This is a genomic window from Bradyrhizobium sp. BLXBL-01, assembly GCF_051853025.1.
In the GTDB taxonomy this organism is placed as follows: domain Bacteria; phylum Pseudomonadota; class Alphaproteobacteria; order Rhizobiales; family Xanthobacteraceae; genus Bradyrhizobium.
Window position 1 is genome coordinate 7,588,259 of sequence record NZ_CP182471.1, and the last position, 17,007, is coordinate 7,605,265.

Consider the following 17,007-nt stretch of genomic DNA (forward strand, 5'->3'; position numbering starts at 1 on the left):
ACAGACGGCGCCCGTCAGCGCGCGCCCTTGCCCATCGCCCGCGCGGCGAAGGCAGCGAGCCTGGGGTGACGGCGCACGCCCTGCGCGGCGTGATCGCGCCAGGCATAGGGCAGACCGCGCCAGGACAGCGCGACGCTGACGTCGGTCAGCGGCACCCTCTCGGCAAGGAAACGGCGCTTGTAGGCTTGATTGCCGATGCTGAGGTCGAAACGGCGCACGCCTTGCGCGTGCAGCGCGGCCATGGTGCGCTCGGTGACGAGCAGGCCCGGCGAGCAGTTCGACCATGGATCGCCGGCATGGCTGATGCGCAGCAGGAAATAGGTCGCGCCATGCTTGACGCCGAGCGCGGTGGCGACGACGCCTTCGTCGCACACCAGCGCCGAGACCATGGCATAACCGTCCGCCACGCCGCGGCGGACGACCTCGCGATAGAATCGCGCATGGGTCTCGTCGTTGAGAACGAACGGCGATTTGAGCTTTCGCATGCGCGCCTGCTGCTGGACATCCATCACGTCCAATAGCTCGTGCGCACGCCCGACATCGGCGGCGATCTCGAACCGTGCGCCGGCATGACGGCTGAAGACCCGCCAGCAGCGCCCCATCTGCAGGCGCTTGATCGAGGCCTGATAGTGGTCATAGGCGTCGTCCATCGACACGAGATTGCCGTTGAGCGAGGAGGATCCGATCCGGCCGAGCGCGACCAGCGGGTTCGGCTTGCCGCCGACCTCCGCCGGCATCTTCCTCAGGCGCAGCAGATCGAGGCGGTCGGGCAGCGCGCGCAACGCGCCGATCAGCGCCGTGTTGATCGCGTCCGCCTTTCCCGCGTCCAACGTGGCATCGAGCGCCAGGATCGGTGCGTTGTTGTCGGAGACGCCGAGGTCCGCGAACTCGACGATGCGGATGCCGCGCCTGACATGGCTGATCATCGGCACGACCGCGATGTCCTTGCCGGTGGCAGCATCGGAGATCAATGCGATCAGCGGAGCGACGTCGTGAAACGCCGCGTACCAGGCGCCGAGCCAGTCGACATGCTGAAACGCGGTGCGGTGCCCCGCGCTCAGGCGCAAGGCCGCGTGCCGCCAATCCCGCAGGACGTCGACGGCGACGGCCGACGCGCGGGACGCAAAGTCATCGGGCTGATCGAGGCTGAGGAAGGTCATCCGCGGGGCTCGATCTGCTTGACGCATTGGAACCTGGCCAGGAAATGCAGGCCGGCCACGGCCAGCGCGAACATGAACCAGATCGGATTCTGCCGTTCGAGCAGGAAAGTCTCGGTGGCGCCGTAATACAGGCCGAACAACCAGACCGTCAGGAGCAGCTTGGCCAGTGCGCCACTGCGGCTGTGAGCCTGCGCCGTCTGGAAATTGCCGAGCGGGGCGAGCACGAAGATGAGAATCACGAGCAGCAGCCCCGGCAAGCCGATGGTGACCGCGAGATCGAGGTAGCTGTTGTGGCTGTGCGCCGCCGACGTCGCCCATTCGGCGCCCTGGGCGGTGGCCCGCGCACTGACGTCGTCCCAGAACGCCGCATAGCCGTGGCCGATGATCGGCTTCTCGGCGACGGCCGCGAGCGCGAAGCCCCAGATCGCGGAGCGTCCGGTGAAGGTGGGATCGAGCGGAAGCAGCCGCGTCATCGACGCGAGCACAGGGCTGAGGACACTGCCGACGGTCAACAGGTTCATCGCAACCAGCGGCACGAAACAGATGATCCGCTTCAGCCAGAGGCCTGGGGTGACATAGACCAGTGATGCGAGCGCGTAGATCGCGAGGCACAGCACCGACGACGTCTTGCCGCCGGTGAAGATCAGGAAGGTGCCGGCCAGCACGGCGATCACGGGCCCGATCACGAACGAGCCGACGGCGGACAGGTAGAAGCCGACATAGACCAGGATCGTCATCACGGCCGAGGCGATGTTCTTGTGGCCGAAGCTGCCGCGCCAGTCGCCGGCGAGCTGCGGCTCGGTGACGTCGAGCGCCGTGTGGATCGCATATTGCGGGGCGAGGAAGACGCCGAGATAGCACAGCGTGAGCAGCACGAGTGCGGCGGCACCGAGGCAAAAACTGAAGCTGCGCTGCGTCGCCGGCAGCAACGGCAACACGATGGCGAGCGACGTCACGCTGACCGCGAGCACGAATCGCTGCATCGAGACGCCGCGGCTCTCGGAAAAGGCGATATTGATCGCGAGCCAGCCCAGCAGGCAAAGATGCAACGGTGTCACCAGGCTCTTCAGCGCGGGCGCATCCGTGGCTGCGACACACAGCATTGCCACCGCCGCCAGGAGGCCCCAGGCGACATAGGTCAGCGCCATTCGTCCGCCGACGATGATGGTGACGTCGGGATTGCGCAGGTCCGGGAACGGATCGAGCGTCACCAGCACCAGCAGCAGCGCCCCGACCGCGACGAGGCAGCGCGCCAGCGGCACGGCATCGAAACCTGCAAGGCGATCGCGCAGGATATGGCCGAACGATTGGGCCTCGACGTCGGTCATGTCGGCGGCGCTGCGGTCCATGGTTCAAGACATTTCGTGACGCAGGTCGAGCTTCCGGTCTTCGCCAACCGACCTTGCGGAGGTCTGCGACGACGCGGGTTGCCGCATGATGCTCAGCGCGATCTGGTAATATTGCAGCGCCCGTTGCTCCAGCGTGAGATTGTCCAGGATGTAGCCGCGGGGATCGAACGCGCCTGCGTTGCACCCGGCCCAGAACTTGTCCCAGCCGGCCTCGAAGCCCGCGACGTCGGTGAACTTGACGCCGCAGCGTTCGTCCCAATAGGGCACCGAGGACACCGGCGCGAACTGCACGCGGTGCGGATAATAATCGGGGTCGCGCCACGGTCCGCCCGGATCCCAGGCAAACACCGGAACGCCGCAGGACAAGGCCTGTTGATAAGCAATGCCCTGGCTCTCGCTCTGGCACAGGAAGATCATCGCGCGCGAATGCCCGAGCGCGTCCTGATAATCCGTTTCCTTATAGCTGCCGTAGCGCAGCTCCGTGAACGAGCGGCCTTCCTTGACGAGCCGGGCGCGAACGGGCTCGATCATCTCCGGCGCGTAGCGCTCGCGGTCCCAGTGCACCTTGTCGTAGATCAGGACATCGACGGTCTTTTGCGCTCGAGCCGACGGCGCCCAGAGATTCGTGTCGATGCCGACAGGCCAGGCCTCGGTCTCGGGCCAATATGGCCGGTACATGTCGACGTACCAGGGACCGGGCACCACGACCTTCTTCACCGGCAGACGCTTGAACAAGTCGGGGTCGTCGAGCGGATGATTGTGGGCGGCAACGCCGAGCAGGATCGGGTTCTTCCACGCGAACTTGTCGAGCAGGAAGGTGCGACCGACGATGCAGGCGAGCTCGTCGGGATGTTGTGCGATATAACCGTAGTCGTTGACGCGGTAGCGAATGCCGAGCCGGTCGAGCCCCGCACAGAGATTGAGGAACACGCGCAGCTGGCCGCTCATGCGCGGCTCGCCGAGCAGCAACCGGCGGGCCATGCGCCGCAGATGCCGGTCGCCGGGAAACCAGCGGTCGTCCTTGTCCTCATAGAAGAGGTTCAGGATCATCGCATCGGGGTCGTGTTCGAACGTGTTTGCGGGCACTGGATTCCATCCGCGGCAGTCCGATGCGCATTCTCGCACGGGGCCGTCTGCCGCACTCTTTGAAATTTGCCACAGGCTTAATGCCAGCGACTTAACGTTATTCTACGAAACCGGCGAGACGCGGGCCTTCTCGGCAACGGGTTCGAGCGCAATGCGGGTATCATCCGAGGCCGCCGGACTTGGCGATCGTCAGCGTTTCTCGGCGCGGCACACGGGTCCTGGTTAACAGATCATTAAAGGCGAGCCGTAGCGTGATCACCGCCGAAGAGGTTCTCGAACTGCCAGCCGCCTCACGCGCGACAGTCCCGGCGCGCTTGCCGCTTCAGGTCGGCTCGACCACATCGGTATCGGTCGTCATTCCCGCCAAGAACGCTGCGGCCTATGTCGGCGAAACCCTCGCCAGCGCACTGGCGCAACGCGAGGTGACCGAGGTGATCGTCGTCGACGACGGCTCGGCCGACCAAACCGTTGCGATCGTGCGCGGCGTGCGTGACCCGCGGCTGCGCTTGATCCGCAACGATTCCGCCGGCGTATCGGCCGCGCGCAATCTCGGCGCGCGACAGGCAAGTGGCGAGTGGCTGCTCTTTCTCGATGCCGACGATCGCCTGCGCCTTGGTGCGGTGGCGGCGCTGCTCGCTGCGGCGCGCGGCGCGCCGCGCGCCGTTCTCGTCTATGGCGACTACAACACGATCGACAGCGAGGGTCGCCAGATCGGTCGGCGCGGCCTCTTGAAGGGGCGCCGGAAGCCGTCCGGTGACGTGCTGACGCGGCTCGCCGCCGGCAATTTCATTGTCAATGGCGGCATCGCGCTCGCACGCGCCGAAGCTTTCCGTGCCATCGGCGGCTTCGATACGTCCCTTAGATATTGCGAGGACTGGCATTGCTGGTGCCGCCTCGCTGCGATCGGCGAGTTCGAATTCGCGCCGGAGCTGCTGCTCGATTATCGTCTTCACACGGCCAACACCATGAACGCCGCAGTCCGGACGCCGAAGGACTTCTTCCCAGCCATTGCGCGGGTGTTCGATGACGGGTTGATCCTGGCGCGACTGCCCGGGCGGATGACGGCCGGGCTGCGTCTCGCCGCCGAGATTCATCTCGTCACCTACTCGGCGATGCAGGCGGTCCGCTTCGGCAGGTATCGCCAGGCGTTCGCTTATCTCGCGATGATCGGCCGGCGGTCGCTCAGATCGCTGCCACGCTCGGCCATCCGGGTCGCCCTCGCCCGCTTCGGCATCTAGTCCCCGCCGCGTCAAGACGCGATCTTCGAGGCCTCGTAAGGCTTCGGCTCGAGGCCGAGGGCCGCCAGGGCGGCGCCAAACGCAACCATCACCGGATGCATCGCGACGACGGCTTTCGACGACGTCGACAAGGCGGCAGCGCGAAGCAGCGACAGCGGCAACCGTCCAAGCATCTGCGCGAACACCCGCACCCGCCCCGATGCGCTTCGCGCGGCCTTGTACTGCACACGATAATTGATCGCACCGATGCGCAGGCCGCGTTTTGCGATCCAGCCGAGGCTGGTGCGGTTGTGCGGCACGGTCTCGGTGATGACGGCCTCCGCCGTCCAGTGGAACAGCATGCCGGCGTCACGGCACCGCACGAAGAAATCGCAATCACCGCCGCCGAGAAAATTGAAGCGCAGGTCGAACGCGGGACGGTCGAACCGTTCGAATGCGGCACGCGTGATCAGGCAATTGCCGCAGCCGTAGATCAGCGGCACCGCACCGCTGTACTCGTAGGCTGGACAGAAGGCGGGATGACGCGACAGCCAGGGCTTGCTGTCGTCGTCGAACACAGGCAGCACCGGCCCGCCGACCACATCGGCGCCGGTCGCCTCCGCGGTGCGCACCATCAGCTCGAGCCAGTCGCTTGATGCGATCTCGTCGTCGTCGATCATCAGGAAACGGGTTGCAGCGGGAAACAGCTCCTGCGCGGTCTCGAAGGCAGCATTGATCGCCTGGCAATTGCCCTGCCGCTTCTCGATGAGGCAAACGCCCTGGAGCTTCCCGGCGGCCAGGAACTCCGCGGCAACCGGCGCGCTTTCGCGCCGCATCGCGTCGTTCTCGACCATGACGACGGCAAAGGAACGCGGGGTGCGCTGGTTCGCCAGCGATTCCAGCGTCAGGCGCAGGTGTTGCGGACGACGGAAGCAGGGAACGCAGACGACGATGCCGACCGACAGGTCGATGACGCGAGAGCTCGCCACGATCTCCCGGTTGGGATCGCCCACGGCATCCGAGATGCGCGCCACAGACAGGTCTGTCGGGATCAATGTCATGAGGTCTAGATGTCCGAGATGTATTGAAAAAGCCCTGCTTCGATACGCGTCCCACGACGGCACATCGCCGCGGAACAGATGCGTCCCATAATGGACGACTGCCGCGCGGCACATGACCACCAAGTTCGCCGCGCGTCATGCTGCAATTGGCGGTCCACGCGCCGACAACGCTCCAACATGAACAATGCTGTAGTTAATGCGCATGCGCATTAACCGGGCCGTAAGCACTGCGACCGGTGAGACGATGCGGCATCGGATTTGCTCTTCGGGCAGGCGCATTTTTTCCTGTAAATTTGAATAGAACAAGCGCGGTCAGAATCCATGAACAAGCCAGCCACCATCGATTTCGCGACAGCCACGGCGATCCCCGCGGCCGAGGCGCTGCATGATCTCGTCCCCGGAGAAGCCCGTGACAGCCTGCTCGCCGTCCATGACGTGCTGTGCCGCGAGCTGCCGCGGGGCCGGCTCGCGATCTACGAAGCAGGCGGCGGCTCGTGCAGCGTTCTGCCGCCGGACTTGCTGAGCCGCAGCAAGGTCACCGTCGTCGACATCGACGAGGACCAGGTCCGCAACAACACCTACGCCGACGAGGCGATCCTCGGCGACGTCCAGGCTTACCGCTTCGCGCGCGAGACCTTCGATCTTGTGATCTGCTACAACGTGATCGAGCATCTGCCTGATGTCGACGCCGCGCTGCTGAATTTCCGTGACGCGCTCAAGCGCGGCGGGATGATCCTGATCGGCGCGCCCAATCCGCGCTCGCTCTCCGGGGTCGTCACCAAATATTCGCCGCACTGGTTTCACGTCTGGTTCTACCGGCACATCCGCGGCATCAAAGCCGCCGGCCTGCCCGGCGAGCCTCCGTTCCCGACCTTCTTTCATCCGCTGGTGACGCTGCCCCGGCTCCAGGCATTCGCGGCCGCCAACGGCCTCGAGATGATCTACCGCCGTGAGGTCGAAAGTCCGCGCTATCCCGAGATGCGCCGGCGCAAGCCGCTGGTTGCGGCGCTGGTCGACGCCGGCGCCGCGGTGCTGAACGCCGTGCTGCCGCGCGGCACCGACGTCCGCCGCGGCGACTATCACGTCATTCTTCGGAGGATCTGACGGCGATGGCACGTGCGCGGCCCATCACCGGACGAACGGCGGCTCGCGGCCATGCTGCGCGCGGTAACGAACCGTTAATTGCTGGAAGAGGCGGGTATCGCGGGCGTCATAAGGACGCGCCGAGGGATGGCATGCGCTTAAACGCTTTGTTTGCCATTTCGGTGAATAGTCCCTCAATGAGTATGGTTAATTTTCCCTGTTGCGTTGATTGGGCACCTATATCCCGGGTGCGTGGCGTAAAGCGAAGAGTAACCCCTCAGCCCGCGGCACTTGGAATGAAAGCTGGGGATCATGCTTGATTATAACCAGCCGATCGATCGAGCCGGACCGGAGGCCTCTGAGCGGAAGCCTCAGGCCGGCTTCAACGTGCTGGAGCTCGCCAATCTGCTCTGGCGGCGGAAGGTCGCGATCGCCGCGGCCGCCCTGCTCGGCGCAACGCTTGCCGTCACCATCGGCAAGAGCGTGACGCCCCGCTACACCGCCACCGCTCAGCTCTATGTCGACCCGCGCGAGCTCCAGCTCGTCGACCGCGAGCTCACGCCGCGCGCCCAGGACGTTTCCGGCATGTCCATGGTGGTGGAGAGCCAGGCGCGCCTGATCACCTCCAACAGCGTGCTGCTCCAGGTGATCCAGCAGGCGGGTCTGGACAAGGACCCGGAATTCGGAGGCGGTGACGCTGCGAGCCTGATGTCGTCGCTGCTCGGCTTGATCGGCCTGCAGCCCCGCGCGCCGTCCGCCGCGGATACGAAGGAGGTGCAGCTTGCGGCGCTCGAGGCGCTGAACAGGCACATCGCCGTTCGCAAGGCCGAGAAGAGCTTCATCGTCGACGTCGAGGTCTGGTCGACGAATCCAGCGAAGGCGGCGATGCTCGCCAACACGCTGACCAATGCCTATCTCGCCGAATCCCGCAATTCGCAGGCTTCGGCGGCACGGCGGGCCACCAACGATCTCTCCAGCCGCCTGAAGGAGCTGCGCGACCGGCTGCGCAACGCCGAGACCGCGCTGGCGACCTACAAGGCCCAGAACAATTTCGTCGGCACCCAGGATGCGCTGATCAGCGATCAGCAGCTCTCCGCCAGCAACCAGCGGCTTTCCGCGGCCCGCGCGGCGACGATGGATGCGCAGGCGCGGCTCGACCAGATCGAGGCGAGCCGGCGTACAGCTGCCGACGCGGGCGCGATTCCGGAGGCGCTGCAATCGCCGACCATTGCGAATTTGCGCGCGCAATATGCCGATGCGCGGAAGAAATATGCGGAGCAGGCCGGCGAGCTCGGCCCGCGCCATCCGGCACTGCGCCAGACCGAGAAGCAGGTCGAGGACCTCAAGCGCACCATCAACGAGGAGATCGACCGCTTCGCCCAGTCCGCCAAGAACGATCTGACGCGCGCCCGCGATTTCGAGGCCTCGCTCAACCGCGCGCTGGAAGCACAGAAGCGGCAAAGCGTCCAGCTCAGCCAGGCCGCCGTGCGGCTGCGCGAGCTCGAGCGCGAAGCCGATGCCAGCCGCGAGGTCTATCAGTCCTTTCTCAAGCGCTCTCGCGAGACCGAGGAGCAGGAGAGCCTGAATACCTCGGCCGCCCGCGTCATCGGCGAGGCGACGGTGCCACAGCGGCGCTCGTTCCCGCCGGCCATGAGCCTGTTCGCGATGATCGGCCTCATTTTCGGGGCGATCGCTGCATCGAGCTGGTTCGTTGTGGCAGATTTGCTGTTCGCTGGCGCAACCGCGCCCGCGACGCCGACGCCCGCCCGACCTGAGCGCTCGCCGACGCCACAGGCATCCCGAGCACCGGAGCTCCCGCGGGCTGCGGAGGTTGCCCAGCCGCGGCAGAGCCCGCGCGCATCTGAAGCTGCGTCGGCTCCGCCGGAACTTGCCGCGCCTCCGCTGCAGCCTTCCATGGTCGAGCAGCCATTGATCGAGAAGCCGCTGATCGCACGCTTCCAGGAGGCCGACGTCATCCACACGCTCGGCGCCCTACTTCCCACCGGCGGCGGCGTCGATCTCACACGGCTGGGTTGGCCGACGCTGCGCCCGGGCTTTCCCCTGACGAGCCTGCTCAACGCCTGGCGCGACCTGCGCGCGGCGGTGGCGCGGCGCGCCGGCGGCAAGGCGATGCCGGTCGTTGCGCTGGTCGGTGCCGGTAGGACCAGCGGCCGCAGCGTGACCGCGCTGAATTTCGCGCTGGCGGCTGCCCGCGACGGCGCCCGCGTGCTGATGATCGATGCCGACCATCAGGCGCGCTCGCTCTCGAACAAGGTCATCCGTCCCGGCAGGAGCGAGCCGAGCAGGCTCGGCTGGCTCTCGATCGGCAGCAAGGACGCACGCGAGATCAGGACGGTCAACGGCATCTCGGTGCTGCCCGCCGCGGAGGGCGACGCCGGCAAGGCCGCCGACGCCATCCGCAAGGCGATTGCGCAGGCCCGTTCCGCCGGCGGCTATGATCTCGTGATCCTCGACGGCCCGGCCATGCCGCTCGCTTCCGGCGGCCGCAAGCTGCTCGACGACATCGACTCGCTGGTGGCCGTGCTGCCGACCAGCCTCGACGTCAACGACAGCCTGGAAGAGATCCTGACCGCGCTCGGCCAGGCCGAGCGCAAGCTCGTCGGCGTCGTGCTCGACGAGCTGACCCCTGCAATGCAAACGCGCCAGCGAGGCAAACAATATGCTTGAGCGCCGCGTCAACTTCGACGGACGAGCAGCAACTGCCGAGGTGCCGAGAATCACCGTCGGCGGACTTCGCATGGCCGCGCTCGACCTGGAAGAGACCGCCGATTTCATGATCGAGGCGACCAATCCCGACCATCGCATCGGCCGTCCGCTGTTCCTGACCTCGGCCAATGGCGAGGTGCTGGCGCGCTGCTCGACCGAGCCGCAGACCGAACGCCTGTTCCGTGCCGCTGATTTGATCAACGCCGACGGTCAGCCGCTGGTCGCAGCTTCGAAGCTGCAATCCTGGTTCCCGCTGCCGGAGCGCGTCGCAACCACGGACCTGTTCCACGTCGTCGCGCGCAAGGCCGAAGCCGCAGGCCGCACCTTCTACATGTTCGGCGCAAGCGAGCCCGAGAACGCCGCTGCGGTCGCAAACGTCCAGAAGATGTATCCACGTCTCAAGATCGTCGGGCGCAGCCACGGCTATCTTCGCGGCGAGGCGCTGCTTGCCAAGGTCGAGGAGATCAATGCCCTGGCGCCGGATTATCTGTGGGTCGCGCTCGGTGTGCCCAACGAACAGGCATTCGTGAAGGAGTTCACGCCGCATCTGACCAATGTTGGCGTCATCAAGACATCCGGCGGACTATTCAACTTCTTGTCAGGGAGCCGTTCCCGCGCGCCGCAATGGATGCAGAAGATCGGGCTCGAATGGGCCTGGCGCACCTTGCTCGAGCCGCGCCGTCTGCTCTGGCGTTATTTGACCACCAACCCCCGCGCGCTCTATCTTCTCTTCAGCCGCAACCGCCCCCTCCGCTAAGAGAAGAGCAGAATACGATATGACTGACCGACCGACCGTCCTCGTCACCGGGGGCGCTGGCTATATTGGCTCGCATGCTTGCCGCGCATTGACCGCAGCCGGCTATCAGCCCGTCGTTTATGACAATCTCTCGACGGGTCATCGCAGCTTCGTATCCGGCCCGCTGGTGACGGGCGACCTGCTCGACGGCGCGGCGCTGGCGCGCGCCTTCGCCGACCACAAGATCACGGCGGTGATGCATTTCGCGGCGGCGAGCCTCGTCGGGGAGTCCATGACCGACCCGCAGAAATATTACATCAACAACGTCCAGGGCACGCTGTCGCTGTTGCAGGCGATGCGCAACGCGGGCTGCCATCGTATCGTGTTCTCCTCGACCGGCGCCGTCTACGGCAACGCCGATTCCAAGGCGCTGCCGGAAGACTTTCCTTGCGCGCCGATCAATCCTTACGGCGCATCGAAATTGATGATCGAGCGCATGCTCGCCGATTACCGCACGGCCTATGGCTTCGGTGCGTTCTGCCTGCGCTATTTCAACGCCAGCGGCGCCGATCCGGCCGGCGGCATCGGCGAGCTGCGCGACAACGAGACCCACCTCATTCCGCGCGCGATGATGGCGCTTCAGGGCCATGTCGACTTCGCGGTGTTCGGCGACGATTACGACACGCCCGACGGCACCGCGATCCGCGACTACATCCACGTCACGGACCTTGCGGCCGCGCATGTCGCGGCCTTGAAGCTTCTGGAACAAGGCCATGCCGGCGGCAGCTTCAATCTCGGCACCGGCTCCGGTTTTTCCGTGCGCGAGATCCTCGACGCGATCAAGAAGGAGACCGGGCGCGAGGTGCCGCACACGGTCAAGCCGCGCCGCGCCGGCGATCCCACCTTTCTGGTCGCCGATCCCTCTGCTGCGAGAAAGGTGCTGAACTTCGTGCCGCGTCACTCCGACCTGCCGACGGTCGTCCGCACGGCCTGGGCCTGGCACCAGAAGGCGCATCCGTTCAGGCCGCGTTAGGCAATCGCGGCTGCAATCGCTTGCTTGCCGTGCCCTCGAGCGGCTAGAATGAATTGTCGCGGCCGCGCCGGCGCATCGCCGACAGCCGCGCGTTCCGCATTGTCGACGACGACGTCGACCTGCATGGTTCGGCCCAGTTGCACGAACCGAATTTTCCGAGCGAAGTGACGATCAAGTCGGCGTGTCGGCCCGTCGTCGGACGCGATTCTGGGAGCATCGACCACATGCATCAGGCTGCCCGCCTGGAATTCGAGCGCGTGATGGAGGAGTTCGTCCGCTGGCATGTCGTGCCGGAGGACGAGCGTTCGCCCGCGCCTGCCTGGTGGTGGGGGCCTGCCATGGCCGTGGTCGACGACCAGGAGCCGATGAGCGCAGCATGCTGCTGCGCATTGGACGTAAGCAAAGGGACGAGCTTCGCCGACGGCGCGCGTGCCATTCTTGCACTGTTCAACGAGCAGACGTCACTGACGGCCCCCCAGGATTTTCCGAGCAAGGCCGAGGGGGAAGAGCACGAGGTCCGCGAGCTGCACCCGCAGCCGTCAGACGACAGCGCGTTTCAGCCCTAAGGCTGCGTCTTCATCGGCCGCTTCCGGCTGGAGCGGCGGCGCGACGGGCAGCACCATCGGCCGCAGCAGCTCAGCCATCTGCCGGGCCGGCAGCGGCTTGGAGATCAGGAAGCCCTGCATCTCGTCGCAGCCATGGCTGCGCAGGAACGCCTCCTGCTCGGCATTCTCGACGCCCTCGGCGACGACGGTCATGCCGAGGGCCTTGCCCATGCTGATGATCGCCTGCGCGATCGCCTGATCCTCCGAATCCTGCGGCAGGTCGCGCACGAAGGAGCGGTCGATCTTGATCGTGTCGATCGGGAAGTGCTTCATCAGCGACATCGACGAATAGCCGGTGCCGAAATCGTCGATGGCGAGACGGATGCCGCGGCTCTGGATGGAGTCGAGCACCTTGAGCGCGCGGCCGACATTGCGCATCATCATGCTCTCGGTGACCTCGAGCTGGAGCAGCACCGGCGACATGCCGGAGGCCGCCAACGCCTCGTCGACGTCCTGCAACAGATGCTCGTCGGCAAACTGCCGCGGCGACAGGTTGACTGCCATCGACAGCGGCAGCAGGCCGCGGCGCTGCCAGGCCATGGCTTGCGCGCAGGCCTCTTTCAGCACCCAGCGGCCGATCGGCACGATCAGCCCGGTTTCCTCCGCGAGCGGAATGAATTGTGCGGGCGAGACGTTGCCGAGCTCGGGATGGGTCCAGCGCAGCAGCGCCTCGACACCCGTGATCTGACCGGTCGCCATGTCCACCTTGGGCTGGTAGTTGAGCGAGAACTGCTCGCGTTCCAGCGCGCGGCGCAGCGCGCTCTCCAGCGACAGCCGCTCGATCGACTGCGTCTTCACCTCGTTGGAGAAGAATCGATAGCCGTTCTTGCCGTCCTCCTTGGCGAGGTACATCGCCATGTCGGCGTTCTTGGTCAGCGTCTGCGCATCGGAGCCGTTGGCCGGATACATCGCGATGCCGATCGAGGCCGTGGTGTGGCACTCGTGGCCGGCGAGCTCCATGGGCTCGGCGAGCGCAGCGAGCAATTCAGTCGCGATGCGCTGAACGTCGTCGATCTCGCCGCACTGGTCGAGGATCACCACGAACTCGTCGCCGCCGAGGCGCGCGACCACGTCGCTCGCCCGCAAGCTGCCGCGCAAGCGGTTCGCGACTTGGAGCAGGAGCAGGTCGCCGGCCTCGTGGCCGAGCGAATCGTTGATGACCTTGAAGCGGTCGAGGTCGATGAACAGCACCGCAAAGCGGTGATCATGGCGCTGCGCCGCATCGATCGCTTCGCGCAAGAGCCCGTTGAAGGTCTCGCGGTTCGGCAGGTCGGTCAGGCTGTCGTGCGAGGCGAGGTATTCGATGCGCTCGTCGGCCTTGTTCTTCTCGTCGGTGCGATCGAAATTCTCCATCGCGAAGGAGACGTTGTCGGCTAGACGCTGCAACAGCTCGACGAATTCTGGCGTGAAGGTCGCCGGCTCGGTCGACATGTAGATCATGACGCCGACGGCCTCATCGTGCGTGACGAGCGGAAACGCGGCGCCCGACCGCGCGCCATCCCCGCGCACAATGGGGTGGAAGACGCGGACGCGGTCGTCGTTGAGATAATCGTTGCTGATGCAGGGCTGGCGCGTGCGGAACGCCGTGCCGCTCATGCCGCGCCCCTCCGGCCGCTCGGGATCGATCGAGAGACGGACATTGCGCGTGGTGCCGGCGGACGGACCGGCGGCGGCGACGATCTCGAGCAGGTCGGTACCAGGCCTGGCCAGGGCAATCGTGGTCGAGGTGAACTTGGCGCCGTTCGATGCCGCAAGGCAGACGAGGTCGAACAGCTCGGCACGCGACTTCGCGCGCATGATCGCCTCGTTGGTCGCGCTCAAGGCCGCGAACATGCGGGTGAGGCGCTCCTTCTGCGCTTCGGTGCGTGCCTTCTCCTCGGCGCGCTCGAAATTGTCGAGTGCGAAGGAGACGTTCTCCGCGAGGCGCCCGAGCAGCTCGACCAGATCGGGCGTGAACGTATTCTCTTCCGGTGCGAGGAAGAGCAGAATGCCGACCGGTTCCCGTCCCGCTCTCAGCAGCGGGAAGCACGCCGCAGCCCGCGTTCCGTCCTCGATGGCCCTCGCGCGCCAATAGGCGGACCGCGGCTCGCTCAGATAATCGTTCATGACGCTGGGCCGGCGCGTGCGCAGCGAGAGGCCGATGATGCCCTGGCCCTCGGGATGGTCGGCGGAAATGACGGAGGTCCGTCCGGCTATGCGCTCCTGCAGGCGCCCCTTGACCGCAACGACGCGGACGAGCTCGCCTGCTTCGTCGATGATGCCGATCGTCGCCGCGGCGAACAGGTCGCCCAGCACGGCCGCTTGGCAAGCCACCTCGAACAGCTCCTCGCGCGTCTTGGCGCGCATGATGGCTTCGTTGGTTGCGCTCAGCGCCTCGAACATGCCGCTGAGACGATTGCGCTGCTTGTCCGCCCGCGCCTTCTCGTCGGCGCGGTCGAAGCTTTCGAGCGCGAAGGCGACGTTGGCCTGAAGCCTGCACAGCAGCTCGACGAGCTCCGGCGTGAAGGTGCCGCGCTCCGGGGAGTTGAACAGAAAGATGCCCTCGACCCGGTCGCCGTTGAGCAGCGGCAATGCCGCCGAGGATGCGATGCCGGTACGGCGGGCGCTGGCGTGCCAGGGCGCGATACGGTCGTCGGCGAGCACGTCGTTGCTGACGGCGGGCTGGCGCGTGCGAAACGCGGTGCCGGTCAGGCCGCGCCCTTCGGGCACCTGGTCGGAGGTGGAGAACGTGAACTCGCGAACCTCATCGGCGTTCGGGCCGTAGCAGGCGGCGACGCGCAGCAGCCCGGTGCGATGGTCGACCAGCGCGATGGTGGCCGAGGTGAACTTGGCCCCTTTGGCGGTCGCCTCGCAGACGAGATCGAACAGCTCGGCCCGCGACCGCGCTCGCAGGATCGCCTCGTTGGTGGCGCTGAGCGCCGCATACATGCGCGCCAGGCACTCTTCTTCTGCGGCGATGCGGGCTTTCTCGGCCTCGCGGCCGAAATTCTCGATCGCGAACGAGACGTTCTCGGCCATGCGCAGCATCAGCGCGACGATCTCCTCGTCCTTGGCCCAGGAGCGGCTGATGAAGAACAGCAGCACGCCGACGCTCTCGCCGTGCCTGATCAACGGCGCGACGACGCAGGCGGCGACGCCGGTGTTGACGTTGGCCTGCTCCCACGGCGTGCCCCTGGTGCGGCTGGCGAGATCGTCCTCGACGATGGCCTTCTGCGTCCGAAATACCTCGCCCGAGATGCCCTTGCCGTAGGGATTCTCCGGATCGACCGAATAGCGCGCCTGGGTGACCAGCTCGAGGTTCTGGCCGGTGGCGGCGACGGGCTTCATCCAGTGCGAATCCGGCTCGCGAAGCAGCACGATGGTCGCCAGCGACTTGCCGCTGTGGACCGAGGCGTCGCATACCAGTTGATACAGCTCCTGCTCGGTCTTGGCGTGCAGGATGGCTTCGTTGGTGGCGCTGATGGCGCCGAACATGCGGTTGAGCCGCCGTGTCGCCCGTTCACTGGCCTGCCGCGCGGTCTCACGCGCGAAATTGTCCAGCGCGTAGGAAATGTTCGCCGACATGCGCTCGAACAGCGACACCATCTGCTCGTTCAGCGAGTTGGGCTCGCTCCGCGTCACATACAACACGCCGACACTCTTGCCGTTGCAGAGCAGCGGCAGCGCCGCGGCCGCACCGATGTGGGCCTGGGCGGCGCCCTCGCGCCAGGCCAGCGAGCGTGGATCGTTCAGATAATCGTTGCTGACGCACAGCTTCTGATCGCGAAACGCCTCGCCGCCGACGCCGGATCCTTCGGGCGTGCCGGCTTCCGTCGTGATCACGATCGAGCGGAGCCGCGCAATGTCATCGCCACAGCCGGCCGCGAAGCACAACCTTCGGCCGTCCGGCTCGACCAGGAACACGGCAACGGCCAGAAAGTCCCCGCTCGAAAACCCGGCATCGCAGACCTTCTGGTACAGCTCCTCCGGCGATCTCGCGTAGAGAATCGCTTCATTGATGGCGCTCAACGCCGCAAAGGTGCGCGCGAGTGTCGTCGACACGATCTCAGCTCCCGGGCATTTCTGCCTATTTCTCCCGGTGCCTTTATGAGCGGCGACCGCCTAAGTGGTCGTTATTGCGCGGCGCAAACCGTCGATCAAAGTGAACGAGCTGCGAACGAGCGCGACAAAACTGACGGGAATACCGCTGCGAGGCCGAACCGTCGACGAAAGGCATGTTCCGTTTACCAATTTGCCGCCTTGTGTTGGTTTACGGGAGATTGATATCGCGGTGCCCTGGGGTGGGCAAAGCGAAGCGGGCCTACCGACCTTCGCAAGGTCGAGCGAGATCGTGGGCACGGCGCAAGTGCGCCTTTGCCCACCCCACAGGACTTTCCGCATCTCAAAACGGCAGCGCCACGCTGGTCTTGATCTCCTTCAGCACGACGTTGCTGCGGACGTAGCGGATGCCGGGGATGCGGAACATGAACTCGTCGAGGAAGCGGTTGTAGGCCGCCATGTCCTGGACGACGACGCGCAAATGATAATCGGCGTCCCCGGTGGTCGCAAAACACTCCAGCACCTCGCGGCGCTTGGTGACCCTCGCCACGAATTCGTCGACGAATTTCGCATCGTGCCGCTCCAGCGAGACGTGGAGGATGGCCGACATCGCAAAGCCCGCCTGCTCGCGCGCGACCAGCGCCGCATAGCCCTGGATGACGCCGCTTTCCTCCAGCGCCCGCACCCGCCGCCAGCAGGCGGAAGTGGACATGCCGACCTCGTCGGCGAGTTGCTGGTTGGTGGCGCGGCCATCTCTCTGGAGATGGGCGAGAATGCGGCTGTCCTGCTCTTCGATCATGGGAGGCTCCAGTTCGAGCAGATCTACCAGATTGAACGCCCACTTGCAAAATCCTACCGAATTTCTGCAACAGAAGGGATAAATAGGTAAGACCTACCAACGCCTCGGGCATA

At 65.8% G+C, this 17,007-nt stretch carries 12 protein-coding genes; 6 read left to right on the forward strand and 6 right to left on the reverse strand.

Features of this window, described 5'->3' with window-relative positions; all coding sequences use genetic code 11:
- Positions 1-14 precede the first annotated feature (14 nt).
- Genes ACNJYA_RS35145 through ACNJYA_RS35155 form a run of 3 tightly spaced genes read right to left on the reverse strand, consistent with a single transcriptional unit; the run spans position 15 to position 3,595 of the window.
- Positions 15-1,160 carry a GNAT family N-acetyltransferase gene (locus tag ACNJYA_RS35145; RefSeq protein ID WP_439401596.1) on the reverse strand — a complete coding sequence of 382 codons (1,146 nt, stop codon included), beginning with the start codon at positions 1,158-1,160 and terminating at the stop codon, positions 15-17.
- A complete protein-coding gene (locus tag ACNJYA_RS35150) occupies positions 1,157-2,509 on the reverse strand; it encodes an O-antigen ligase family protein (protein WP_439401597.1) in 1,353 nt (450 codons plus the stop codon). Before ACNJYA_RS35150 ends, ACNJYA_RS35145 begins: the two co-directional genes overlap by 4 nt.
- A gap of 3 nt (positions 2,510-2,512) precedes the next feature.
- A complete protein-coding gene (locus ACNJYA_RS35155; RefSeq protein WP_212259295.1) occupies positions 2,513-3,595 on the reverse strand; it encodes a glycosyltransferase in 1,083 nt (360 codons plus the stop codon).
- A 251-nt stretch (positions 3,596-3,846) separates the two neighbouring features.
- Between ACNJYA_RS35155 and ACNJYA_RS35160 the strand changes: the two genes are divergently transcribed.
- Positions 3,847-4,833, forward strand: a complete 987-nt coding sequence (locus ACNJYA_RS35160; RefSeq protein ID WP_212259294.1) for a glycosyltransferase — start codon at positions 3,847-3,849, stop codon at positions 4,831-4,833.
- Between the two features lie 11 nt (positions 4,834-4,844).
- Here ACNJYA_RS35160 and ACNJYA_RS35165 read toward each other — a convergent pair whose 3' ends face one another.
- Positions 4,845-5,873 carry a glycosyltransferase family 2 protein gene (locus ACNJYA_RS35165; RefSeq protein ID WP_439401598.1) on the reverse strand — a complete coding sequence of 343 codons (1,029 nt, stop codon included), beginning with the start codon at positions 5,871-5,873 and terminating at the stop codon, positions 4,845-4,847.
- A gap of 321 nt (positions 5,874-6,194) precedes the next feature.
- On the opposite strand from ACNJYA_RS35165, the gene ACNJYA_RS35170 reads away from it, so the two are divergent.
- The 5 genes from ACNJYA_RS35170 to ACNJYA_RS35190 all read left to right on the forward strand — a co-directional run bounded on the left by ACNJYA_RS35170 (position 6,195) and on the right by ACNJYA_RS35190 (position 12,018).
- Positions 6,195-6,977, forward strand: a complete 783-nt coding sequence (locus tag ACNJYA_RS35170) for a class I SAM-dependent methyltransferase (protein WP_439401599.1) — start codon at positions 6,195-6,197, stop codon at positions 6,975-6,977.
- A gap of 291 nt (positions 6,978-7,268) precedes the next feature.
- Positions 7,269-9,644, forward strand: coding sequence for an exopolysaccharide transport family protein (locus ACNJYA_RS35175; protein WP_439401600.1), 2,376 nt, complete (start codon positions 7,269-7,271; stop codon positions 9,642-9,644).
- A complete protein-coding gene (locus ACNJYA_RS35180; RefSeq protein WP_439401601.1) occupies positions 9,637-10,440 on the forward strand; it encodes a WecB/TagA/CpsF family glycosyltransferase in 804 nt (267 codons plus the stop codon). Before ACNJYA_RS35175 ends, ACNJYA_RS35180 begins: the two co-directional genes overlap by 8 nt.
- 19 nt (positions 10,441-10,459) lie before the next feature.
- Positions 10,460-11,452 carry a UDP-glucose 4-epimerase GalE gene (galE, locus tag ACNJYA_RS35185; protein ID WP_172787101.1) on the forward strand — a complete coding sequence of 331 codons (993 nt, stop codon included), beginning with the start codon at positions 10,460-10,462 and terminating at the stop codon, positions 11,450-11,452.
- Between the two features lie 224 nt (positions 11,453-11,676).
- Positions 11,677-12,018, forward strand: a complete 342-nt coding sequence (locus ACNJYA_RS35190; RefSeq protein WP_172787181.1) for a hypothetical protein — start codon at positions 11,677-11,679, stop codon at positions 12,016-12,018.
- Here the strand turns inward: ACNJYA_RS35190 and ACNJYA_RS35195 are convergent.
- Together ACNJYA_RS35195 and ACNJYA_RS35200 are read right to left on the reverse strand one after the other, a co-directional pair.
- Positions 11,992-16,098, reverse strand: coding sequence for a bifunctional diguanylate cyclase/phosphodiesterase (locus ACNJYA_RS35195; protein ID WP_439401602.1), 4,107 nt, complete (start codon positions 16,096-16,098; stop codon positions 11,992-11,994). The genes ACNJYA_RS35190 and ACNJYA_RS35195 overlap by 27 nt on opposite strands.
- Before the next feature lie 340 nt (positions 16,099-16,438).
- Positions 16,439-16,894, reverse strand: coding sequence for an Lrp/AsnC family transcriptional regulator (locus ACNJYA_RS35200; protein WP_172787099.1), 456 nt, complete (start codon positions 16,892-16,894; stop codon positions 16,439-16,441).
- Positions 16,895-17,007: the final 113 nt, after the last annotated feature.